The organism is Vibrio sp. 10N.286.45.E10 (assembly GCF_002874195.2).
GTDB lineage: Bacteria > Pseudomonadota > Gammaproteobacteria > Enterobacterales > Vibrionaceae > Vibrio > Vibrio crassostreae.
Genome location: NZ_MCWD02000002.1, coordinates 399,913 through 422,404 on the forward strand (window position 1 = coordinate 399,913; position 22,492 = coordinate 422,404).

20 protein-coding genes are annotated in these 22,492 nt (G+C 45.4%); 6 read left to right on the plus strand and 14 right to left on the minus strand.

The window, feature by feature from the left end; genetic code table 11:
• Complete coding sequence (locus tag BCU34_RS14980) at positions 1-840, minus strand: helix-turn-helix transcriptional regulator (protein ID WP_102431991.1); 840 nt, start codon at positions 838-840, stop codon at positions 1-3.
• Positions 841-1,218: 378 nt separating this feature from the next.
• On the opposite strand from BCU34_RS14980, the gene BCU34_RS14985 reads away from it, so the two are divergent.
• The 4 genes from BCU34_RS14985 (at position 1,219) to BCU34_RS15000 (ending at position 6,569) form a co-directional block, all read left to right on the plus strand.
• Positions 1,219-3,123 carry a fructose-specific PTS transporter subunit EIIC gene (locus BCU34_RS14985; RefSeq protein WP_102431990.1) on the plus strand — a complete coding sequence of 635 codons (1,905 nt, stop codon included), beginning with the start codon at positions 1,219-1,221 and terminating at the stop codon, positions 3,121-3,123.
• A gap of 110 nt (positions 3,124-3,233) precedes the next feature.
• Complete coding sequence (gene manA / locus BCU34_RS14990) at positions 3,234-4,451, plus strand: mannose-6-phosphate isomerase, class I (protein ID WP_102480817.1); 1,218 nt, start codon at positions 3,234-3,236, stop codon at positions 4,449-4,451.
• Between the two features lie 248 nt (positions 4,452-4,699).
• Positions 4,700-5,140, plus strand: coding sequence for a PTS sugar transporter subunit IIA (locus BCU34_RS14995; protein WP_017069783.1), 441 nt, complete (start codon positions 4,700-4,702; stop codon positions 5,138-5,140).
• A gap of 13 nt (positions 5,141-5,153) precedes the next feature.
• Positions 5,154-6,569: a fructose-specific PTS transporter subunit EIIC gene (locus tag BCU34_RS15000; protein WP_055319106.1), complete on the plus strand. Its 1,416-nt coding sequence runs from the start codon at positions 5,154-5,156 to the stop codon at positions 6,567-6,569.
• A 114-nt stretch (positions 6,570-6,683) separates the two neighbouring features.
• Here BCU34_RS15000 and BCU34_RS15005 read toward each other — a convergent pair whose 3' ends face one another.
• From BCU34_RS15005 to BCU34_RS15035, 7 genes are all read right to left on the minus strand, one after another.
• Positions 6,684-7,820: an ABC transporter ATP-binding protein gene (locus tag BCU34_RS15005; protein WP_102431989.1), complete on the minus strand. Its 1,137-nt coding sequence runs from the start codon at positions 7,818-7,820 to the stop codon at positions 6,684-6,686.
• Positions 7,821-7,877: 57 nt separating this feature from the next.
• Positions 7,878-8,612: an HAD family hydrolase gene (locus BCU34_RS15010; RefSeq protein WP_102480811.1), complete on the minus strand. Its 735-nt coding sequence runs from the start codon at positions 8,610-8,612 to the stop codon at positions 7,878-7,880.
• Positions 8,602-10,110 (minus strand): CehA/McbA family metallohydrolase, encoded by a 1,509-nt coding sequence (locus BCU34_RS15015; protein ID WP_102480812.1) that lies wholly within the window; start codon positions 10,108-10,110, stop codon positions 8,602-8,604. Before BCU34_RS15015 ends, BCU34_RS15010 begins: the two co-directional genes overlap by 11 nt.
• Positions 10,111-10,214: 104 nt before the next feature.
• Entirely contained in the window at positions 10,215-11,495 is a 1,281-nt protein-coding gene (locus tag BCU34_RS15020) for an extracellular solute-binding protein (protein ID WP_102480813.1), read from the minus strand.
• 6 nt (positions 11,496-11,501) lie between these two features.
• Positions 11,502-12,449 (minus strand): carbohydrate ABC transporter permease, encoded by a 948-nt coding sequence (locus BCU34_RS15025; RefSeq protein ID WP_102423611.1) that lies wholly within the window; start codon positions 12,447-12,449, stop codon positions 11,502-11,504.
• Positions 12,450-12,472: 23 nt separating this feature from the next.
• Positions 12,473-13,357 (minus strand): carbohydrate ABC transporter permease, encoded by an 885-nt coding sequence (locus BCU34_RS15030; protein WP_102480814.1) that lies wholly within the window; start codon positions 13,355-13,357, stop codon positions 12,473-12,475.
• 102 nt (positions 13,358-13,459) lie between these two features.
• The gene (locus BCU34_RS15035) at positions 13,460-14,344 is read right to left on the minus strand and encodes a LysR substrate-binding domain-containing protein (protein ID WP_102431983.1); all 885 of its coding nucleotides are present in this window, start codon (positions 14,342-14,344) and stop codon (positions 13,460-13,462) included.
• 139 nt (positions 14,345-14,483) lie between these two features.
• Here BCU34_RS15035 and BCU34_RS15040 point away from each other — a divergent pair, with 139 nt between their 5' ends.
• Entirely contained in the window at positions 14,484-14,663 is a 180-nt protein-coding gene (locus tag BCU34_RS15040) for a hypothetical protein (RefSeq protein ID WP_102480815.1), read from the plus strand.
• Positions 14,664-14,675: 12 nt separating this feature from the next.
• On the opposite strand, the gene BCU34_RS15045 is transcribed toward BCU34_RS15040, so the two are convergent.
• The 4 genes from BCU34_RS15045 to BCU34_RS15060 form a co-directional block, all read right to left on the minus strand.
• Positions 14,676-15,086, minus strand: coding sequence for a cytochrome c3 family protein (locus tag BCU34_RS15045; RefSeq protein ID WP_102431981.1), 411 nt, complete (start codon positions 15,084-15,086; stop codon positions 14,676-14,678).
• Positions 15,087-15,101: 15 nt separating this feature from the next.
• Complete coding sequence (locus BCU34_RS15050; RefSeq protein WP_102431980.1) at positions 15,102-15,701, minus strand: cytochrome C; 600 nt, start codon at positions 15,699-15,701, stop codon at positions 15,102-15,104.
• A gap of 79 nt (positions 15,702-15,780) precedes the next feature.
• Positions 15,781-16,830, minus strand: coding sequence for an ethylbenzene dehydrogenase-related protein (locus tag BCU34_RS15055; protein WP_102480816.1), 1,050 nt, complete (start codon positions 16,828-16,830; stop codon positions 15,781-15,783).
• Positions 16,831-17,262: 432 nt separating this feature from the next.
• Positions 17,263-18,888 carry an ABC transporter substrate-binding protein gene (locus tag BCU34_RS15060; protein WP_102478509.1) on the minus strand — a complete coding sequence of 542 codons (1,626 nt, stop codon included), beginning with the start codon at positions 18,886-18,888 and terminating at the stop codon, positions 17,263-17,265.
• 148 nt (positions 18,889-19,036) lie between these two features.
• Here BCU34_RS15060 and mpaA point away from each other — a divergent pair, with 148 nt between their 5' ends.
• Complete coding sequence (gene mpaA, locus BCU34_RS15065; protein WP_102478510.1) at positions 19,037-19,747, plus strand: murein tripeptide amidase MpaA; 711 nt, start codon at positions 19,037-19,039, stop codon at positions 19,745-19,747.
• Between the two features lie 97 nt (positions 19,748-19,844).
• Here mpaA and BCU34_RS15070 read toward each other — a convergent pair whose 3' ends face one another.
• Both BCU34_RS15070 and BCU34_RS15075 read right to left on the minus strand, forming a co-directional pair.
• Positions 19,845-21,812 (minus strand): ATP-binding protein, encoded by a 1,968-nt coding sequence (locus tag BCU34_RS15070; RefSeq protein WP_102478511.1) that lies wholly within the window; start codon positions 21,810-21,812, stop codon positions 19,845-19,847.
• Between the two features lie 105 nt (positions 21,813-21,917).
• The gene (locus BCU34_RS15075; protein ID WP_102478512.1) at positions 21,918-22,262 is read right to left on the minus strand and encodes a DMT family transporter; all 345 of its coding nucleotides are present in this window, start codon (positions 22,260-22,262) and stop codon (positions 21,918-21,920) included.
• Positions 22,263-22,492 lie beyond the last annotated feature (230 nt).

The following is a 22,492-nucleotide window of genomic DNA, read 5'->3' on the forward strand; positions in this document are numbered from 1 at the left end:
CTAGATTGAGCCTCGATACTCGGTCGGTGTTCTTCCGGTGCGGTTTTTGAAAACTCGACAGAAGTAGTTCACATCCTTAAAGCCGCAACGTAATGCCACTTCATTGAGCTTGAAGTTGTACTTCTTAAGCATGAACTTGGCACGATCGACTCGCACGCGCGTGATGTACTCGGCCAGCGTCATATGGCCTTGTTGGCGGAACATTCGTGACAAATGGTTAGATGAAATACTAAAGCGTGAGGCGATGCTATCTCGAGTGATCTGGCGGTGGAAGTTCTCTTGAATGTAGATGCAAATCCCCTGATACACATCCTGTACTCGGCTGTGAGATTTCTCGACAGGTGCATCCAACATGGTCTTACTGTATTGCAGCAGCGCTTGTAGTAACAGTTCATCCATAGGCTGCTTGTTACTCTCGCGCGCTAACGAGCTGAGCGCCTCCAAAATGTTATCAATCGCAAACCCAGAGCGAGTCTGAATACTGTGCTTTTGAATATCGTAAAAACTCTCTTCCCCTTTGCGCTTACTCACCAAACTTAAGCCAAGCTGACGGCGACCAAACAACATACTCAACACCGAGCAGTCAGTATCCCAGTTGGGTTTGTTCCAGCAGTTCGGTGGGATAAAAATCGCATCGCCGGCTTTCGCGACAACGTTGGTGATCTTACGATCATGACTCTCCATCTCATTGACATACTCTCCGTCGAGCACCAGCTCTAAGCGTGGAAAGTTCACCTGATAACTGCATGCTGAAGGCGTGTGAAAATCCCCCGCAAACCAGATGTTATGAAATGGTTCTCGCTCATTTAATACCGACGAGATTAGGTCATGAAATATCATTTATTCGAACTCTTAAAAGCAGCAATAACGCTACGGGAATAGATATACTCCTTAGTGAAACATAGCGCTATTGAGCAAAATCACAATTTGAGATCTAGGTTACAAAAATCCAGTAGTGGAAATAAATCTCCAGTCAAAAACCTGATATAGCACATTGTTCCTTCGATAACTCTACACGCCGAACCCCATGCAAATAAAAGCCTCAAGCAGGCTCAACCTATGTCAATAGAGGCCGAAAAACGCGCCACTAAACGATCAAAATCACACTCTACTTATAACGCAACAATCATCCAGTAAATGCGTTTTTTCTTCACTACAGAAGGCAAGCCGTAGATTCCAGAATACCTCTAACAAAATAAAAACAAGTAGGGGTTCATTATGATCACAACATTGATCAATCAAGATTTGATTAAGCTTTCGCTTAGCGCTGATTCAAAAGAAGAAGTATTCAAAGAGCTGATAGACGTGCTTTATGCACAAGGCAGAATTTCAGACAAAGCACAGTTTCTTGCCGACATTAAGGCTCGTGAAGAACAAGGTAATACCGGATTTGAAGAAGGTATTGCTCTGCCACACGCGAAAAGTGCTGCGGTCATCAAACCTGCGGTTGTTATCGGTGTCCATCAACAGGGTATCGAGTACGGCGCGGATGACGGTCAGCCATCAAAACTGTTCTTTATGATTGCCTCTCCCGATGGTGGCGATAATCATCACATCGAAGTACTGGCAGAGCTTTCTTCAAAACTGATTGAAGAAGGCTTTATCGAAAGCTTCATGAATGCTCAATCTGAACAAGAAGCATTAGAACTACTGCTTACCAAACCTGAGCCTTCGGAAGCGGAAACCAACGTTGAGAAACAAGGCTTCATCATTGGTGTGACAGGCTGCCCAGCTGGCGTTGCACACACTTATTTGGCAGCCGAAGCACTAGAGAAAGGCGCGGCGGCTCTTGGCTACGATGTGAAGGTCGAAACTAACGGCTCTATCGGCGTTAAAAACAGCCCAACTCAAGAAGAAATCGAACGTGCCGACGCAATTGTGGTGGCTTGTGACAAACAGGTCGACATGGCTCGCTTTGCCGGAAAACGCGTTATCAGCACCAACGTGAAAGCGCCGATCAAAGACGCGCAAGGCTTGATTCAGCAAGCACTCAACGCACCAAGTTACCAAGCAGAGCAAGCTCCAACCAACCAATCCGTTGCAGAGAAAGCATCACAAGCGCGTTCAGACCTTTATCGTTACTTGATGAATGGCGTATCTCACATGATCCCATTCGTGGTCACAGGCGGCCTCTTGATTGCCCTAGCCTTAGCGATTGGCGGTGAGCCAAGCGAATCTGGCATGGCGATTCCTGCTGGCAGCATGTGGAACCAAATCCTAGAAGTGGGTGTGGTTGCCTTCACCCTGATGATCCCAATCTTGGCTGGCTACATTGCTTACGCAATTGCTGACCGCCCTGCTCTAACCCCTGGCTTGATTGGCGGTTGGATTGCCAACAACGGTTCTTTCTATGGCGCTGACGCAGGTACTGGCTTCATTGGCGCAATCATCGCAGGCCTATTAGTGGGTTACTTCGTTAAATGGATTACTTCGTTTAACTACCACAAGTTCGTTCAACCGCTTGTGCCTATCATGATCGCTCCGATCACTGGCTCTCTATTCATCGCGGGTCTGTTCATCTTCGTAATTGGCGCCCCTATCGCGGGACTAATGGATGCTCTTACTGCCCTACTTACTAGCATGAGCACAGGCAACGTGGTTCTGCTTGGCATCGTACTGGGTGGCATGGCTGGCTTTGATATGGGTGGCCCATTCAACAAAGTAGCATTCCTGTTCTCGGTTGGCATGATTGCTAGCGGTCAAACTCAATTCATGGGTGCAATGGCGTGTGCTATCCCTGTCGCTCCACTGGGCATGGCTATCGCAACCAGACTTGGCCGTAAGTTCGACCTGTTCGAATCTTCTGAAATTGAAGCAGGTAAAGCAGCAGGCGCAATGGGCTTAGTGGGTATCTCTGAAGGTGCGATTCCTTTCGCAGCTCAAGACCCGATGTCAGTTATCCCAGCCAACGTACTTGGCTCAATGACCGCTGCAGTAATGGCGTTCTCATTTGGCATCACCAACAGCGTTGCCCACGGTGGCCCAGTTGTGGCTCTACTAGGCGCAATGAACTACCCAATGCTGGCACTTCTGTGTATGGCTTCAGGTGCGGGCGTAACTGCGGTTACTTGTATCGCGCTTAAAAATCTACGCAAAGCCAAGCTAACAGCAGCAGCGGCTTAAGCCATTTCAACTCCAATGGCTTGAGCCTTTCTACCCTACTGTTTTTAGTAGCTAATAGTTTTTTAGGAACGAATAGAGCTCAAGCCATGTTTCCCTTCATGGTGATTTCGATGTCTGATTTTTCTTTAGCGAACGACTCGTTCGTACAACGCTTTTTCTACCCTATGACCAACGTGATTCAAAACTACGCATGGGGGAGTCCTTCTTCGTTTAGCCAACTGTTTGGTATTGATAACCAGTCTGGTGAGCCACAAGCAGAGATCTGGATGGGCGCTCACCCGAATGGTTGCTCAATGGTGACTGATAACGGGCAGCAGACCACGTTGTCGAACCTTATTTCCAAGAACCTAAACCTGTTTCTAAGCGAGAAAGTCGCGAGTCGTTTTGGTGAGCTACCATATCTATTCAAGGTGTTAGCAGCAGAGAAAGCGCTATCGGTGCAAGTACACCCAAATAAACAACAAGCTGAATCTGGATATGCTCTAGAAGAGCAGCAAGGCATTCCGATGACCGCTGGCAACCGCAACTACAAGGATCCCAACCACAAGCCAGAACTGGTGTATGCCCTAACCGACTACACCGCAATGAATGGTTTTAGATCAATCAGCGAGATCCTTGAGCACTTCCATTACCTTGATATTCCAGAGTTGTATTCGATGGTGAACGATCTCGCGGACGACCAAACTCCCAATGGATTAGCCAGCTTCTTTGCAAGCTTGCTGTCTCTGGAAGGCGAGCAAAAAGGCATGGCGTTAACCATGCTGCTGATGAAGGCTAAGCTTTCAGATAAACGTGTATTCCAATTGATTTCAGAGCTTGAAGCTCAATACCCAGGTGATGTCGGCTTGTTCGCTCCGCTGCTATTGAACGTGATTACCCTAAAACCGGGGCAAGCCATGTATCTGGATGCTGAAACCCCTCACGCTTACATCAAGGGCACAGGCTTAGAGATCATGGCGAACTCAGACAATGTGCTGCGTGCAGGGTTAACGCCTAAGTACATGGACGTGAATGAACTGGTTTCTTGTACTCGATTTAATGAAAAACCTGCGGATAGATTACTGCTCAGCCCGATTGAGCAAGGTGATGTGATGGAGTACGACATTCCGGTCGAGGATTTCAAGTTCTCTATCGTGCAGAATTCTCATCAGAGAAAAATCACCACCGAAGGTGCCGAGATCCTACTGCCGCTCGACGAATCTATGGTGCTCACTCACCAATGCGGTGAAACCTGCGTGATAGAGAAAGGCCAGTCGGTATTCATTCCTGCTTATGCTGAGAGTTACAAACTGGATTGCGCTGGACGCGTAGCGCGCGCTTACAGCTAGATCCATCACCACTAATCACACACTATCCATGCCCTGCTTTTGCGGGGCATTTTTGTTCCTACAAAAAGTTATTTCAACACCGAAAAACGCCATCAAATATGACCCATCTCACACTGGATGAATGATGCAAATCACACTTAATTTTGCTGGATACAAATGTACAGTGAAGGGCTTTTATTTGCTATTTCGCGAATCGGGTTAATCCATTAATTTTAATTCAAGAACTTCAAGAGTGAATGAGTTAATAAATGATCACACAGCTAACTAACGTCAACTTAATTAATAACAACCTTAAAGCGAATAATAAAAAAGAACTGTTTGAAGAATTGGCAAGCATGTTATTTGAGAACAACCGAATCAGCAGTAAAGAAGCCTTCTTGGCAGACATTGAAATTCGTGAATCTCAAAGCATCACCTCAATGGACGGCATCGCTTACCCACACTCAAAAAGCAAGGCTGTAACTGAGCCTGCCATTGCTGTCGGTGTTAAGCGTCAAGGTATTGAGTATGGCGATGAAGACGGCATCAATCCAACCGTATTTTTTATGATTGCCTCTCCGGATAACGGTGCTGACCATCATATTTATGTACTACAAGAACTATTTGGAAAATTCAGCGATGAATTTATTCAAGATATCCATAACGCAAAAGACGAACAACAGATCCTTAATATTTTAATTAATTCATAAGGCGTAGAAAATTATGAGCACCCTAACAACTCAAGCTACGAATACCAATAATAAAAACAGTAGTAGCGACTTTAAAAAAATCCTTAGTACCATGAAAGGCCACCTGCTTTTCGGAACCTCACACATGCTGCCTTTCATCGTAGCTGGTGGTGTTCTGCTGGCTTTAGCGGTCATGGCATCAGGCAAAGGTGCGGTTCCAGCCGACGGTTTGCTGGCAGACATCTCTAATATCGGTATCAAGGGCCTTGTTCTTTTCCCAATCATTCTTGGCGGCTTTATTGGTTACTCAATTGCAGACAAACCCGCACTAGCTCCTGCGATGATCTCTTCTGGCATCATGGCTGACATGGGCGGCGGCTTCCTTGGTTGTATCGTGGCAGGCTTTATCGCCGGTGGCGTGGTGTTCCAACTTAAGAAGATCCCGCTTTCTGCGAACATGACGGCGCTGGGTGCTTACTTCATCTACCCACTTCTAGGCACGTTAATCTCTGCAGGTATCGTTCTTTGGGGCATCGGTGAGCCAATCAAACTGTTCATGTCTTCTATGAACGAGTTCTTAGCTTCAATGGCTGGCGCATCTAAGATGGTTCTGGGCACAATCCTTGGCGGTATGACTGCGTTTGATATGGGCGGCCCTATCAACAAAGTAGCGACCCTATTTGCTCAAACTCAAGTAGACACACAACCGTGGCTAATGGGCGGCGTAGGCATCGCGATTTGTACACCACCTCTAGGCATGGCATTGGCAACGTTCCTATTCAAAAACAAGTTCTCTAAACAAGAGCAAGAAGCAGGTAAAGCTGCAGCAATCATGGGTTCTATCGGTATCTCTGAAGGCGCTATCCCGTTCGCAGCGAATGATCCAATGCGCGTACTTCCTTCAATCGTTGCCGGTGGTATCGTGGGTTGTGTGTTTGGCTTCATGACAGACGTTCTACTTCACGCACCTTGGGGCGGCCTAATCACTGCGCCAGTATCTAGTAACATTCCAATGTACGTAGTAGGTATTGCACTTGGCTCGCTAACCACAGCGGTTATCGTTGGCTTCTGGAAACCAGTCGCAGTAGAAACAGAAGATGACATGGTTGAAGCAGCGCCAGTTCAAGCTCAAACAGCACCTGTAGCAGGCGAAGGCGAGTACGACATCGTAGCAGTAACATGTTGCCCTTCAGGTGTTGCACACACCTTCATGGCAGCGAAAGCACTGGAAAAAGCAGGCTTAGCAGCAGGCCTTAAGATCAAGGTAGAAACTCAAGGTCAAAACGGTATTCAGAACCGCATCACCGACCTAGATGTAGCGAACGCGAAGCTAGTTATCTTAGCTCACGATATCCAAGTGAAAGACGCTCACCGCTTTGCAAACGCGAATGTGATTGAGTGTTCAACCAAAGAAGCGATGAAGAAAGCCGCGGACATGGTGGCTATTTAAACCTGAAACAAGTTAGAAGATAAAAATTACTACCCCCTAGTAACTAAAATCCCCATTCGTCTAGTCAATGAATGGGGATTTCTTTTTACAGAATAACTCGTAGGAGCAACAGAATCAGCTCTTAGGAACGAGCGTCTCTTCGGTTTCCAAATCAAATAAGTGACACTGTAGCGTATTGAAGTGGAGCACTGTCTCTTCACCGCTGTTTGCAATTCGATCTGCATCGAAAGGTACACGAGCCACCAGCTTGTCAGCACCGAGTTTGAAGTAGAGATACAGCTCATTACCCATGGATTCAACAACATCTAGCCTGTGCGTTTGAGTATTCACCTCCGACAATGGGGCATCGTGGTTGGCCAATTGGATATGCTCAGGGCGAACACCAAACCACAACCACTCACCGAGTTTCTCACGGGCGATAGCCTGCTTATCTTGTGGTAGCGTCCAACGTGTACCACTTTCCGATATCACGTTCATCACACCGTCAATCTCGTCCACTCTCACCTTGATAAGATTCATCGCTGGCGAACCAATAAAGCCTGCAACAAACTTATTGGCTGGGTACTGATAAAGATTCATTGGCGTATCGACTTGCATGATCTCACCTTGATTCAATACACAGATCCGGTCACCAAGAGTCATGGCTTCCACCTGATCGTGTGTCACGTAGATCATGGTGGCGTTCTGCCCTTCTTGCTTCAGGTTGTTGTGCAGCTGCGCAATGCTGACACGAGTCGACACACGTAGCTTTGCGTCTAAGTTAGACAACGGCTCGTCAAACAAAAAGACATCCGGCTTACGCACCATCGCACGACCTAAAGCCACACGCTGCCTTTGACCGCCCGACATTTCACCCGGCTTATTATTTAGCAGATGTTCAATATCGAGAGTCTTGGCTGCATCTTCAATTCGCTCATTGATTTCATGCTTTGGCAGCTTCTGTTGTTTAAGGCCAAAAGCCATGTTTTCGTACACCGACATGTGCGGGTAAAGCGCGTAGTTCTGAAACACCATCGAGATGCCACGATCTTTAGGTGGCAGCTCATTCACACGCTTATCGCCAATGTAGACATCGCCTTCTGAGATATCTTCAAGGCCTGCGATCATACGAAGTGTGGTGGATTTTGCGCAGCCAGACGGCCCAACAAACACCATGAATTCACCTTCGCGAATATTCAGATCGACACCGTGCACGGCCTTAAAACCATTTGGGTAAGTTTTCTCTACCCCTCTCAGTGTGACTTCAGCCATAACCTGTCCTTAAATCAATTCGTTAAATACTATCTTTGCAATCTGGTGTGACACGCTTTAGCCACGTTCTTGCAGTTGGTTGAGCTCAAAATGGGCGACTGATGCGATAACCAGATCCGCCACTGGCTCTAACTCGCTGTGTTGTGCAGTGCCCGTCAGAACACCGACATTGCTTGCACCTGCGTTGCGGCCAAACTCCATATCTGAAACCGTGTCACCAAACATGATCACTTCATGTGGTTCAATACCGCACTGCTCACAGAAGGCATTGAGCAGTGCTGGTGCTGGCTTAGGTTCGATATCACCATCGGAATAACCAACATAATCAAACATCTCGCTTAAACCCGACTGCTCTAGTGTGTAGATCGTTGAGTCTTTGGTGTCTGCGGTCGCGATGCCTAAAATCATGCCTTGCTGCTTAAACAGACCCAGCTTTTCAGCCACTCCCGGTAGGGCTTCAATCCAGCTTGGGTTCTCTTCCACTTCGTCATTGAAAGCGGCTTTGGTCAACTTGGTGAACTCAGCGAGTGAGACATTTGGTTGCAGCATGTTGAACCACGCTGTTGCGGTGTCTTCCACTGGGTTTGAGGCTAATAGTCCATAGTTATCAACCACATCACCTTCCACACCGATGGCCAAGAGTAACTCAGCAGGTGTGACAGTTTGATTACCTTGATGCTGGTCACTGTAAGATTTCACACGCTCACAAGCACCACGAGAAACGTTAAGCCACATTTTGTGGAACTCTAACAATGTGCCGTCTTTATCAAATAACATCGCCTTAAACTTCATCACGGCTCATTCGCTCCATTAGTTCTCCCCAAGTACGCACTAGGGGTTGGTTAAATTCTGGTTGTTTGCCGTCGAATACGGCGTTAATGCAGCCTTCAAACTCACGTTCGTCAGGTACGGGTTGAGGGCTGTTGATTAACGTTGAAGAAAGCTCTCCGCGACGAATATCCACTCGGCACCAACGGTAGCCTTCATCAATATGAATACTTTGCAGCTCATCATTCAGAGCGATTCGGTCAACAATCTCGCCATCCACCACGCACTCAGCGTAGTAAGGGTTTTCTGAATCAGTGACAGCGATACGATAAGTGAGAGCCTGCCCTTGAGAGTCGTTGCCCGGCATCAAATCACCTAAGTTGATATCAAACTTCAAGCCGCAACGGCGCTCTAGGTAAACTTGCCCATTACGCAAACCAGACAAGATACCTTCACCACTCAAACCATGGCTGTAAACGAATGTAGATGGGTCACCGTAGATAGAGGGCTCATCCGCTTTAGGATTGCGTTCATGCGGTTCAAGATGTGAATCACTGCCACCAATCGCGGTAATGCGCTGGCCACAATTCCACATTTCATTGAGAACCAATAACGCCTCTTCGGTTGCTTTTGGCGAGGTCGACCAAGTTGGGTCACAACACACTTCAAACGTCGACACTTGGTTGAGTTCGACTTGATCGTAATGCCAATGCCACGGCTTCATCATCGGGTGATTAATGCCAAGGGAACTGTGTCCGCCATTGTGTCCACTTTTAGCTAAGCTCAATCCAGCTTCCATCGTCGCTTGGCTGCTGTGTTCAACGTTTCTGAGATCCAAAGACTTAACCGGGCCATGCACATTGAAATGCCCGAGATCAGTCGTGACTTCTAACGCCGGTAAGAACAAACACTGTTTGGAAATAGGTAGCTTCGGCTGGCAGATGTTGTGCTCAGTGAAGAAGAAGAAATCGAGCCCTTGTGATTCAACGATGTCTTTGGCCGCAGCCAAAGTATTGTGGCCATCAGAAAGCTGAGTGTGAGCGTGTAAGTCGCCACGATACCAACGGGAATCAGAACTCAGCATGTGGCTGTAATCAAACTCGATATCGTGATCAGTTGTGACCGTTGGGTTCAGTTCTAGCTCACTCTCAATTCCGTCAGTACCTAGCTCATTAGAATGATTAACTAACTCATCAGAGTAAAGCACATCGACTTGATACTGCATCGCACGCTCGGTGCGAAACTCACCTTCAAGGTTGTAAAGTTCTAAGAACCACTCGCCCGATGGAATCGCACCATCAATCGCGCCTAGCCCAGAGTTTTGCGGTTGGATCGTGAGTGACTTGTGCGCCTTTTCAAACAACACCTTGCCACGAAACGCTTGGTTGGCATCGTATGCCGCTGCGTACAAGAATCCTTTTTGCACCGTCGTACCGGTAATCGTTACGCAGTGAGAACCTGCTGGCACATCAAAGGGGATACGTACTCTGCCAAACGGCAGCTCACCTTGAAATTGGGTCATTGTCTTCACCAAATTCGTCCTAATTGAAGGACTGGGTCAAAAAGAGGCCCACCCGAAAAGATGGGCCTTTAAGCATGCAAAGATAGTCTTAACCACTTTACCGATTAAGAACGATTCGCTCGGTCTAGCGCACGTTGTGCTTTCTTAGCCGCTTGTTTTAGCGCTTTGTCAGCAGGCACGTTTTGGATTTGAATTTGGTCTGCAGCCACCTTAAGCGCATCCATGATCTTACCGTTGGTAGGGTCTAGGAAATCTTTGGTCGCCGTGTTCGCTTGCTTTAGCGGGATCAGAGCTTGTGGGTTATCTTTAGTGAACGCTTGGTATTCTGGAACTTCAGAAACGCTGTTACGCACTGGGATGTAGCCCGTAAACATCGACCATGCCGCGGTGTTTTTCGCGTTGGTGTAGAACTCAACAAACTCGAATGCACCTTTTGCTGCCGCTTCGTCTGTGCCTTTTGGCATCACGTAAACCAACGCACCCGCTTGTGGCGCAGAAGGGTTTGAGCCCCAACCTGGTTGTGTGGTTGCCGAAAGCTTAGTGAAGTCCAAATCACCTTGGTCACCCGATGAACCGGTGTAGCCTAGTGCGTTGTCTTTCATCACGTCATCAATGGTTTTGTACCAGTATTCCCAGCCTTGACCGCCGTAGTGAATTCGCATGATTTGATCATCGTGGATCCACTTACGGAAACTGTCCCAAACCTCAACCCATTCAGCCGAGTCGATTAACACGGTTTTTCCGTCATCACTGATGATCTTCGCACCGTTAGAGAAAGCCGCGTCAATCATGTTGTCTTGGCCCCACATTGGCTCCCATCCGTAAAAAGTCACTTTGCCTTTCTCATCACGCTGCGTAACTTTCCCCGCGACCTTAGCCACGCCTTGCCATGTATTTAGGTCTTGCTCAGTAAAGCCGTTATCTGCCAATACTTGCTTGTTGTAGTAAAACACTTGAGTAGTGCCGTAAGCAGGTAAGCCGATGATGGTGCCATCGTCTGCGGTCACTTGGTCTTTAAACGCACCAATGAAATCAGAGAAGTTGAACTCTTCATCCATGAACGGCGTTAAGTCACGGCTCAAACCACGCCCGTGCATCGCTTCCGCACGACCTGAATCTAATAGCACAAGTTCAGGTGCCGTTTTCGACGCTAAACCAGCTTGCAGCTTCTGGTAGGTTTCCGTGTAATTACCTTGCAATGCAGGCTTCACCACATACTCATCTTGGCTCGCGTTGAACTCTTCGATGAGCTTAGTCATCATTTGCTGTGGCTTAGTACCACCGGAATACCAAAAGTTAACTTCGGTTGCGGCAAGAACACTGCTAGAGAACATAGACGCGCTTGCTGCGCCAGCACACACTAGTGCGAGAGTTTTTAGTTTCATTTCCGTTTACTCTTTTACGCCGTTATCGGCGATACCTGAAAGAATCGTCTTTTGACAAATGACGAATAGAATTAACAAAGGCAATACTGCAATGGTGCTCGCCGCCATGATTTGCGACCAGTTCAATCCATAGTTACCTTCGGCAATAAAGTAGTGACGAATACCAGTCGCGATCAGGTTTAAATCCTGAGTCGTAATCACCAGACTCGGCCACATGTAGCTGTTGTAATTGGTAATAAAAGTGATGAGGAACAGTGTTGCGACTGCTGCTCGGCATTGCGGTAAGATGATTGCCCATAAGATCTTGAGCTCACCTGCACCATCAATTCGTGCCGCTTCAATCAGCGACGGATGCACCTTGATAAACACTTGGCGTAAATAGAACACACCGAAAACCGACGCCGCGTTCGACGCGACTAAGCCCATGTGAGAATCCAACAAACCCAGCTTTGCCAAGGTGATATAAGACGGAATATAAGTCACTGCGCCTGGCAGCATGTAACAGCCCATCACGATGAAATAGAGCACTGTCTTCGAACGAAACTTCAGCTGAGTCAGCGCGTATGCAAACATCGCGGAATTCACAATCACCAATAGAGTCGTAAACAAAGCCACGCTAAAGCTGTTGAAGATGTACAAGCCAAACGGCGCACTGTGAAAAGTTTCGACAAAGGTTTCCCAACGAAACTGCTCTGGAATCAAGTCCAGCGGGTTAGCAAAGATCTCATCATTGGTTTTCAGCGAACCAGACAGCATCCATAAGAACGGAAACACCATGATGGTTCCACAGGTTGCTAAGAACAGGTGCTTAGCCAGTGCGATAAACGAGCGGCGATCCACTGAAGTTTTCTTTGACGTAACCTCTGATTTGGTCGCTTTGGTTTGGGCTCTAACTTTGGTTTTCGCTGTGCTCTGATTCAATACTTGATTGGCATCCAATACTTGCGTGGTCATAATTCTGTCCTTTCAAAAATCGACTAGTAGTACACCCAGCGCTTGCCGATGTAGGTATTAATAAGTGCCAACAATCCAGTAATCAGGAATATCACTAACGATGTCGCGGCCGCAGGTCCCATTTCGTAACGTTCAAACGCCTGTTGGTAGAACAAGTACAGCAAGGTACGAGTCTCACCACCCGGCCCGCCCTGCGTTAAGATCTGGAACTGATCGAACGCCTGCATTGCCGTGATAATATTGACCACCACTAAGAAGAATGTGGTTGGTGAAATCAGCGGCAGCATTATCTTCAAAAAGCGCGTTAAGCTGCTGCAACCATCAATCAAAGACGCCTCATACAGTGATTCAGGGATCTTGTTGAGTGCACTGATGTAGAACAGCATCGTCCAACCAATCGCTTGCCAAACTGTTACGATAATCACCGCAACCAAGGCTGTGTTTCCGTTCTCTAACCATGGAATCGCACTAAACCCTGCCGACTCCAATAAGTGGTTTGCCAAGCCCGATTTGGTCTCAAATACCCAAGACCACACAATCGAAACTGCCACCGTTGGTGTAATCCAAGGTGAGAAGATCACCGCACGGTAAAACTGGCTACCCTTAAAGTTTTTGTGCAGCAACATGGCAAACACCAGACCAAGAATAATGGTGGGGATCACCACGCCGACTGAGAACCAAAACGTATTGAGCATCGCTTGGATGAACTCGTAGTCCTCAACCATATACTCGTAATTTTCTAAACCGATGAACGAATAATCTGGCGAGATGTAATCCCAATCGGTGAAGCTGATGTAAATCGAATAACCAAATGGTACGAGCCAAAAAGTAAACAGTGGCACCAACAACGGTGCGGTAAATAGCAGTACCTTTAAGCGGTTTTTCATTGGTTCTGAGAAAGCACTCATGGTGACCTCGTCCTTATTTGTATGCGGTTAAATTAAGGGGTTTGTGTGACAGGTTAGTAAGAGCGCCCTTCATTTTTTTTATGGCTACCCATTAGAAAATCTTTACTCCAGTTCACCGTCTTCCATTTGGTGATAGAGCCAATCGCAGAAGAAATTCACCTTGGCGCTGCGACTGTGTTTGGTAATCAGATAGTGGGCAGATTCGGCAGGCATCGAGGATTCGTTTGCCAACACAAGGTCTTCTTTCTTGAGCAATTCAGACACCGCGAGCGAGCGTACGAGCAACATTCCAATGCCATGTTTAACCGCTTCTAAGGCATGCAGAGAGTTACTCACTTCGAGCAGAACCTTAGGTAAGGTCATCTCGAATTGGTTATGCCCAAGCCATTGCAGCCAGTTCTCTCGGTAGCCTTTCACCTGAACCGTCGGCAGAGCAGCAAAGTCATGCTTGCTGAGTAATTCTTGATGATCGGATTTGAATTGAGGGCTACACACTAACTGCCAGTGTTCTTGAAACAGTCGCTCACAATGGGTGTCTTCGCTTTCGACTTTGCCGTTGGTCAGCTCGATATCGACATTCTGACAAGGGTTGGTTGATGGCCAATCCACCAGCTGAATATCGAGCCTGATAAAAGGGTATTTTTGATAAAAAGATGGCAGGCGAGGTAGCAGCCAGTTATGGCAAAAGGTGTGATTAACGCGCAGGCTCAAAACGTCGGTTTCTTTTTCCCCAAACAGGATTTGAGTCTGTAGTTTCAGATGAGCCAATGAGCCCGCAACAATCGGTTGATAATGTTGGGCAGCCGACGTCAACTTTACGCCTTTGGAGCTGCGTTCAAACAGTGTGGTATCGAGAAAGATTTCTAAACTTTTAAGCTGCTGACTCACCGCAGCTTGCGTAACACAAAGCTCTCGCGCAGCAGCGCCAATAGAACCGAGGCGGGCAACAGCTTCGAACGCAACAAGGGCACGTAGAGGGGGTAACATGGCTTCACCTGATTGAAATAAAAGTGAAAAATACTTCAGTCAGGTTTCAGTTTTTTGTGCTTACCGTTACAGATTAATGACGAACGGACGTTGATCCGATATTTATGATCAACGTCCCTTTTCTCTATTTCTAATTGTTATGCGTGATGTCTTAGCTTCGCTATGTCTTAGAGCCGAGTTCGCATCAGACTTATCTATTGATCTTTGCAATAACGCAGCTCTAGTAGGTGCCGATATTCGCGAAGCAGCACCGCTTAAAGACGTTGAAGAGAGTAAACCCATCACATCTAAAGTAAGTGTGCCCGGCTCTACTTTTTAATATAATGAGTTTCTAGAAATCAAGGCTAAACGTATTTAAATAGCGCTCTAGCCTAACTGAATAAAAGTCTGATAATTCTTCGTCTTCTTCATCATGACAGTCGGTACAAGTGTCCTTAGGATCAAATTCTTCATGGGGAAGATGACACTCGACGCACTCCATCTCTTCGCTCTCTTTGTGCTTTAAATTATGCTGGCGCCCTTCGAGGTGACCAAAATCATCATGACACTCCACGCAGCTGTTATATTCAAACTCAAGATCGTCAGAAGGCTCTTCGTCTAGATGGCACTGACCCGCACATGTTTCATCCTTTAGGTGAATATTCGCAAGGTTATGCTCATCTGGATTAGGTAAATCTTCAGCGACCACCAGTGCGCATACTCCAGCAAGTAACACACTAATTAAATATCTAGTCGTACTCATAAAACTGGCTCCTTCTTACCGATGCGACTTAAGCTCTTTCTCACGCAGAATAGCTTCATGGCAGGTTGCACATAACCCAATACGGAACTTCTTACTGATACCGATAATCGGGTCTGAATCGCGATGTAAATTATGACAATTGGAACATGTCAATTTGGTGGCATGTACATCGTGAGTCCACTCACTGACCCTCAAGCTTTCAGGAGAATGACAAGCGATACACTTTTGGTTTTGCTCGAAAATTGGCAAGTCGATATGATCATCGAATGGAATCACACTTACCACATCAGAATCTTTGGGATGAGAACCTTTTCTGCCATGACAAGCCGTGCAGTTGTTGTAAAACTCAGTACTGGCATGTGCGCCTACAGAAGCGATGGCATTAATATTTTTAAGCAGACGCTTTTTTTGATGGCACCGTATACAACGCTTATTTTCCTTTATTAAAGTCTGCATTTCCGCTTCATTGGTAATTTGGCTAGAAAACGGTTTTACATTATGCACAGCGGGATTCTGAACTGTTGACTCAGAACAGAGTGGTAGCGGCATAAAGAATATGCTCAACGTGGTCAACACAAATAAATAAGAAACATATTGAGTAACTGTTTTGACCATAATAGTACTCTTCTGTTAAGAAATGATTTGAGCCGATTATTTCGACACAAATCATTTCAGTTAGTTACGAGTGTTATAATTATTTAAACTCAAGGTTTAACACACCGCGATGGTATATGTGATTAATTTGAGAGTTATCAAAAACCGCAACACCAAATGGATATAATTGGCTCAAATCGTCAAATTGCACATCTTGCGTTTCTGCATTTTCACCCGTAGTTACAAGCTTACGCTTCATTTCCAGAGTCCAAACACCCTCTTTCCAAATAGCACCGACTTCGATATCACCACGGGAACCGGTAAATGGCTTACCCGTTAACCCTGGAATTCGGTCTAACTTATTGTAGTCAGTTGTAAACGGCTTCTTCTCTGAGTCTAAAATAAGTAATGTTTCATTGGTTAAGTTATCTGATACATAGGCTGGCTGACCGTCTTTTACGTTATTAACGTAGCCACCCCCCGTTTTGCTGTCTCCTTTACGTCCCCAACCTTTGTTTTGTTTTGGATCGGTATTACTATCAACATATTGGTCATCGAGCTGATTATGAACCGCGGTTCTCACACCTTTCCAGTGCCACATATCAATAAACTCGTCTTCCTGCTTGGTGTATTTACGTGCTGGGTTCTTATCATCACGCCCTGCATTTTTACCCTTTTTAGCTCTGTGACATGCAGCATTACACCCTTTCTCAGAAAAGCCTTCAGCATTGATGTCCCAATAAACCGCAAATTTATCTTCGTAGTAAGTATTGTCGTGCCCAGTATCATCTTTATTTTTCAACTGCTTCCATGACCCATCCTCTTGTTTAACCCAAGGCAAGCGGTCAATACTTTTGGTCGGGTCGGCATAAGTAAACAAGAAGTAAATGTATTCATTGTCATACATCGACTTCATTTCCACACTGGTTTTTTTAATGCCTTCATAGCCATTATTTGGTTTATACGGTAATTTGTTCACCTTCTGTGTCAGTGGTTTAGCTTGCTCCCAAACGGCATCAACGTTGCCATCGATAACTATATTTGAGGCAAGCTTACTGCTCTCTAGTATCTTATCTTTTGCGTGAACAGCACTGGCTGGAATGATCGTAAGTACAACCACGGCTAATAGCGTCATCATTGAGTACTTCATTATTACCCTCCTAAATCCCATTGCTCTATTTATATAATTAAGCGTAGGAATGAATGAGTTTATTTCAATTGATCGACATCAACTTAAATACAAACAGACAAAATATAAAAATAGATATTTAGAAATCAATAAATAGATAATCACTTTTTTAAAAAAAATCTCAAATGTTATAAATGTCAATAGCCTTATGATAGCTATACTTAACTAATTCACAAATAATAATGGTTAGTATCAATTTCGAGCTTCAACGTTCATTTATAGGCAGCTAAAACTCCCTATAAATAGCATTATCTAAAATAGAGATATAATAAAGGGACGTTAATCATATATTTATGTTCAACGCCCCTTTTGTTCTGTTTTTGACCTTTATGCGCTATTTCCTAGCTCTATCATATTTTAGTCCTGATATGTCTGAACTCGCATTTGGCCCACCTATTCCTTGATGTAAAGATCCTTAGAATAGATTCGCCCTTCTACGTTGTTCTTAGCAAAGCCACCGACACTTGGTCGCACTAGGCGAGCCTGCATATAGTAGTAGATTGGCGCGATAGGCATATCTTCAGCCAGTAACTGTTCTGCTTTGTCATAGAAACCTTGGCGATCTTGCTCATTGGTTGCGGCCAATGCACTGTCCATAGCTGCGTCATACTTGTCATTGCTGTAGCGAGCAAAGTTACCCGAAGAACCTGAACGCAACAGGCTCAAGAAGGTTGATGCTTCGTTGTAGTCACCACACCAAGAGGCACGCATTACATCAAAATCACCTTGACGACGAGACACCAAGTAAGACTTCCACTCTTGGTTTTCCAGTTCGACTTGTGCGCCTAAGTTGCCTTTCAGCATGGAAGCAATCGCCACTGCAATCGACTTGTTCGATTCACTGGTGTTGTAGAGCAATTTGAAATCCAACGGGTTAGACTCATCGTAGCCCGCTTCTTTCAGCAGTTCTTTGGCCTTTTGGTCGCGCTCCTTTTGAGTCCATGTGCTGTATTCAGGCTGAGTCGCATCAAAGCCTGCCGTGTACTCATGGGCAAAGGTATAAGCCGGTAAGTTACCCACCTGAGTGACACCATTGGTGATAACGTCACGCATCATGGAGTACGACACCGCTTTACGCACTCTCGCGTCATCAAACGGAGGACGCGTGGTATTGAACGCGTAGTAGTAAGTACACAGCAAAGGCACTGCGGTAAACGCATCTTGGTATTTGGTTTTAAGCTGCTGCGCCATGTGTGTCGGCACATCAGAAGTGATATCGACCTCGCCCACCGCATAACGGTTGATCGACGCATTCTGGTTCTCGAACGGAATGTAAGTCACTTCAGTTAAGTGCGTATCTGCGTTGTCCCAATATTTCGGGTTCTTCTTCAGTTCAATGCGCTCGTTAACCACCCACTCGTCCAGTACAAACGCGCCATTACCGACAAATTGCTTAGGATCGCTCCACGGCTTGTCGCTGTTTTCTAGCGTTGCCTTGTGAACGGGCATCATTGAGGTGTGGCCTGTCATCGCCACAAAGTAAGGTACTTTGCTATCGAGTTCGAACTTCACCGTGTATTTATCGACAGCGGAGATACCAAGCTCTTCAACAGGCTTTTTGCCTTCGGCTACGTCTGCAATGTTGCTAATTTGAGTAAGCTTAAGATACCAAACATTCGGCGAAGCGAGTTTCGGGTCGACCGCGCGTCTTATCGCATACACGAAATCATCGGCTGTCACAGGATCGCCATTCGACCATTTAGCATCTTTACGCAGGTGGAATACAAACGTCTGGTTGTCTTCGGTTTCCCAAGATTCCGCAACACCTGGAGTGATGTTGCCATCGCGATCTTGAATCACTAAACCTTCAAACAGGTCACGTAGAATATGCATCTCAGGCAGGCCTTCTGCTTTCGCAGGGTCAAGCGTCGCAGCTTCTGCATCATTGGCACGCACCAAGTGTTGGTCTTTCGCCAGAGAAGTTCCGGCAGGCAATGTGTCAGCAACGGCAGTCACTGAGATAAAAGGGGTCAATAAAGATGAAATGATTAAAGCCGTTGAATGTTTCTTAAAATCCATGTTTTTTGCTCTCCTAGCCTATCTTTGAAGCAAAGTAATAAAATTAACAATGCGACGGTTGACGAGTTTTGACGCTATGGTTTATTTAATAGAGGTCATCTAAATAGTAGTGACTATTTGATAGTACTTGATCAATCAGGAGATTAAGGTGAGTTTAATTCCAAGAACGGAAAGAGCTGCGTTTTCGATAAAGCCGCTGTCATATGGAAAATCGGTGTTGGGTGCACCCTTGCTCTATTTCCCCGCGCAAATAGAAAGCGAATCTCGCGGGCTGATCTTAGCGGGCACACACGGTGATGAAACGGCTTCTATCGCGGGTTTATCTTGCGCGCTAAGAAGCTTGCCAACCGCCAACTTACGACACGATGTGATCCTGTCGATGAACCCAGATGGCAATCAACTAGGCACTCGCGCTAACGCTAACCAAGTAGACCTAAACCGTGCATTCCCGACCCAAAACTGGACAGCAAACGGCACCGTTTATCGCTGGAGTTCTCACACCCCTGTCAGAGATGTAAAAGTAAAAACGGGGCAAGCCGACCAGCTTGAACCTGAAGTGCAGTCGCTCATCAACCTCATTGAGCAGCGCCAACCCAAGTTCGTCATCTCTTTCCACGAACCACTCGCTATGGTCGACGACCCAACCCAATCGGAACTCGCCACTTGGCTAGGCAAGCAATTCAACCTACCGCTCGTTGAAGACGTCGACTACGAAACCCCAGGCTCATTCGGCACTTGGTGCCAAGAAAGAAACCTGCGTTGCATTACCGTAGAACTGCCGCCCGTTTCTGCGGATTTGACTATAGAACAGTATTTGGATGCGTTTGTGGCTGTGTTGGGGTGTGAGGATTCTGTTTAAATAGACTCATGTGATAATAGTAAATAAGCTCACACCCAAAAAGAGACTCTACAAATCTCTTTTTGGTGGGCTCTAATTTAAACTTTATGTCATTTGATTAAAGTTTAGGAGGAGAGCACTGAAAGTACTCAGTCCAGTAAGATCTCCAATCAGAGGACAAGCTAAACAAGGGATTACCTTTCTGATGTGATATGTTTAGCCAACCTTCGCTTAACATAGGTTCCTGTCTCAAAGCTCGAGATATATTATTAGGAGCTTTTACATTCTTAGAATCTGTGATTATGTATGTGTTAATTGCTTTCGTTATTTCACTACCGCTACTTGAGCTATACCCCTGCTTCGCTCGAACTACCAGCCCCGCGAACACTATTGGGAGGTAAAGAGTCCCTTTGATTTTCCTCGCTTCCAAATACTTAGGAAGTTCATCAAGAATGTCATCGTCAAAATCTAATTCTTTGATTGGATTTGAGTAAAATTGTTTGGGCAGGTTTATCTCAGAAGTATTCTCAAAGAACGGTAGCAAACCTGTCTGATAATAGTTATCTAAGTCAAGAATAGAGCTTCTGTTATACATATTGTCTATTCGAGGAACAGTGATGTAACTAGAATCATCACAGAGAAGTCCTTGAGGTTCATCTTTAGTATTTATTAGATGCGCATAACAACCATAATCCAAAGAATATAAATTAAACTTCTGACTCTGTATTGAGCTTACAGAAACACCTTGCTTAATCAAGTGAATCACCCTAGCGTCAAACAAAAAATCAATTAACGAATCATTGGTATCACTTTGCACTAAAAAGGCTCTAGTTTTTTTATCAGCAATAACGGCACTAACAATCCATTCAAGTAACTTAACTGCTTCTTTACGCGAATTGATATCCTTGCTTTTTGAGGTTGTATACCAGTGCCTAGCGGCATTGCGAATCCCTGTAACTCCAATCTTTCTACCGTCAGCATACAATGATGCTTGAGATATTATATGAATTGCATCTCTAGGGACGCCCTCACTTGCTCGAGTAAATTCTTCTAGAGCGGGCTTGTTGGTAAATACCTGAGAGATAAATGACTCTACATTGTCTGGAACTACGCCAAATTTATCAGATGCTTGTACATGCTTATAAATAAGATCCTTAAAAAACTGTACCGATTTTTCACTATCATTATCAAAGACCATGAATTGGTCTAAATTAATCGAAGTAGATGCATCTGAGGCAACTTCTAAACCAATAAACTCACCGCTATCATTGCATGTGCGGAAATTCGAACGATGCTCGATGGCTGCAATCTTTACAGTGATCGATGGAATAGAAAAAACTATTCTCCTGAGCATATCGGCTACGTATGGCTGGAGATCGAGGGGAATCTCACTCCACTCATCTATCAATAAATAGAAGCTTTGCTCTGGTAATTGTCTAACAATTCGAGTCAATATTCTGGATAAAGCCCCAAAATGAATCCTAAGGGATCTCTTCCCACTTTCTCGGATTGTAGATGAATCGGAGCAGTTTTTCTGTTTACGATCTGAAATGGAAGTGCCTAGTTTTGGCGCTGTTGATAGTTCCCCATTCAAGTGGTTAACAGAGTCTTGTGAAACTGAACTGCTAGAGTTTACCTCAACCTCAAACTGTCCCTCTACAGTCATATTAGTTGCTTCTTCAACGAAGCTGTCCAACAAGGGGACTAAAATCGAAAGGTCACACTCATCATTATTGTAGCTTTCATCTAGAATTTGCTCTCTGACTTCACAAAGAGTATCTGACAGTAATCGAGAAGCCCTTTCGCTAAGAGTTAAGTTTGTATCTGAGTAAATCCCACCTGTAGAGCCCATAGTTCTCATATCGAGGCTAACGGTCACAACCCCTTGGTTTTGAATTTCGTTCTTTAGATATCTCAGGAGGTGTGTTTTTCCTGTACCTCGTCGTCCGTAAATAATTTGGTTTTCAGCACAAGAAAATAGTGAAAATACAGATCCAACATGAACAAATGACTTGACCAAGTAATCATCTGGCTTACGCTCCGCTCGCCTAGGCATTGTCACAAGTATTTCACTCAGAGATTTCATTCGGCTTGCTCCATTATCTTTATGTCACCACTATCATATAACGGAAGCCATTCCCCTGAAAACTAACAAGTTACTTTTATCTACAAACAAACGAAGATGAAATACTCAATGACTCACCGACGTTGAAAACAGATTGATAATCATCACGCCCGACAGAATCAAAGCGATGCCGATGATCGCGAAGATATCGAGCTTTTGTCCGTAAACAAGCCAAGACAAAGCTGCGACTAGCACGATCCCTGCCCCACACCAAATCGCATACGCTACGCCTAAAGAGATGGTTTGCACTGTTAGAGACAATAGATAGAAAGCACACCCGTAGCCAGCCAATACCGCGACAGTGGCAGGTAGAGAAGTAAACTGCTGCGTTTTAGGTAATAGAGAAGTAGCGACAACTTCAAGCACAATAGCGAGTGATAGCATCACTGGTGGTGGGAGAGATAAAAGCATGTTCAAACCTACAACTAGAAAATAGGCGGCAAGCTTATGCTCTATTTATTTCCAGCAAATGTCCCTTCTACTTAGTTACGGTATAGACTTTCGATAGATTCTCTTAGCAACACCTTTCCTTTCGCTACCCCTTCAAACTCCATCAATTATTACAAATAGGTAATAATCATTTTCTATTTAAGGGGATTATCAAAACCTGTGACCACACCTATACTAGCTCCAACAAAACG

What these genes read in the sequence shown, in the direction of transcription:
- BCU34_RS14980 (WP_102431991.1), bottom strand. Translation starts at nt 840, where the DNA reads ATGATATTTCATGACCTAATCTCGTCGGTATTAAATGAGCGAGAACCA.
- BCU34_RS14985 (WP_102431990.1), top strand. Translation starts at nt 1,219, where the DNA reads ATGATCACAACATTGATCAATCAAGATTTGATTAAGCTTTCGCTTAGC.
- manA (WP_102480817.1), top strand. Translation starts at nt 3,234, where the DNA reads ATGTCTGATTTTTCTTTAGCGAACGACTCGTTCGTACAACGCTTTTTC.
- BCU34_RS14995 (WP_017069783.1), top strand. Translation starts at nt 4,700, where the DNA reads ATGATCACACAGCTAACTAACGTCAACTTAATTAATAACAACCTTAAA.
- BCU34_RS15000 (WP_055319106.1), top strand. Translation starts at nt 5,154, where the DNA reads ATGAGCACCCTAACAACTCAAGCTACGAATACCAATAATAAAAACAGT.
- BCU34_RS15005 (WP_102431989.1), bottom strand. Translation starts at nt 7,820, where the DNA reads ATGGCTGAAGTCACACTGAGAGGGGTAGAGAAAACTTACCCAAATGGT.
- BCU34_RS15010 (WP_102480811.1), bottom strand. Translation starts at nt 8,612, where the DNA reads ATGAAGTTTAAGGCGATGTTATTTGATAAAGACGGCACATTGTTAGAG.
- BCU34_RS15015 (WP_102480812.1), bottom strand. Translation starts at nt 10,110, where the DNA reads ATGACCCAATTTCAAGGTGAGCTGCCGTTTGGCAGAGTACGTATCCCC.
- BCU34_RS15020 (WP_102480813.1), bottom strand. Translation starts at nt 11,495, where the DNA reads ATGAAACTAAAAACTCTCGCACTAGTGTGTGCTGGCGCAGCAAGCGCG.
- BCU34_RS15025 (WP_102423611.1), bottom strand. Translation starts at nt 12,449, where the DNA reads ATGACCACGCAAGTATTGGATGCCAATCAAGTATTGAATCAGAGCACA.
- BCU34_RS15030 (WP_102480814.1), bottom strand. Translation starts at nt 13,357, where the DNA reads ATGAGTGCTTTCTCAGAACCAATGAAAAACCGCTTAAAGGTACTGCTA.
- BCU34_RS15035 (WP_102431983.1), bottom strand. Translation starts at nt 14,344, where the DNA reads ATGTTACCCCCTCTACGTGCCCTTGTTGCGTTCGAAGCTGTTGCCCGC.
- BCU34_RS15040 (WP_102480815.1), top strand. Translation starts at nt 14,484, where the DNA reads ATGCGTGATGTCTTAGCTTCGCTATGTCTTAGAGCCGAGTTCGCATCA.
- BCU34_RS15045 (WP_102431981.1), bottom strand. Translation starts at nt 15,086, where the DNA reads ATGAGTACGACTAGATATTTAATTAGTGTGTTACTTGCTGGAGTATGC.
- BCU34_RS15050 (WP_102431980.1), bottom strand. Translation starts at nt 15,701, where the DNA reads ATGGTCAAAACAGTTACTCAATATGTTTCTTATTTATTTGTGTTGACC.
- BCU34_RS15055 (WP_102480816.1), bottom strand. Translation starts at nt 16,830, where the DNA reads ATGAAGTACTCAATGATGACGCTATTAGCCGTGGTTGTACTTACGATC.
- BCU34_RS15060 (WP_102478509.1), bottom strand. Translation starts at nt 18,888, where the DNA reads ATGGATTTTAAGAAACATTCAACGGCTTTAATCATTTCATCTTTATTG.
- BCU34_RS15070 (WP_102478511.1), bottom strand. Translation starts at nt 21,812, where the DNA reads ATGAAATCTCTGAGTGAAATACTTGTGACAATGCCTAGGCGAGCGGAG.
- BCU34_RS15075 (WP_102478512.1), bottom strand. Translation starts at nt 22,262, where the DNA reads ATGCTTTTATCTCTCCCACCACCAGTGATGCTATCACTCGCTATTGTG.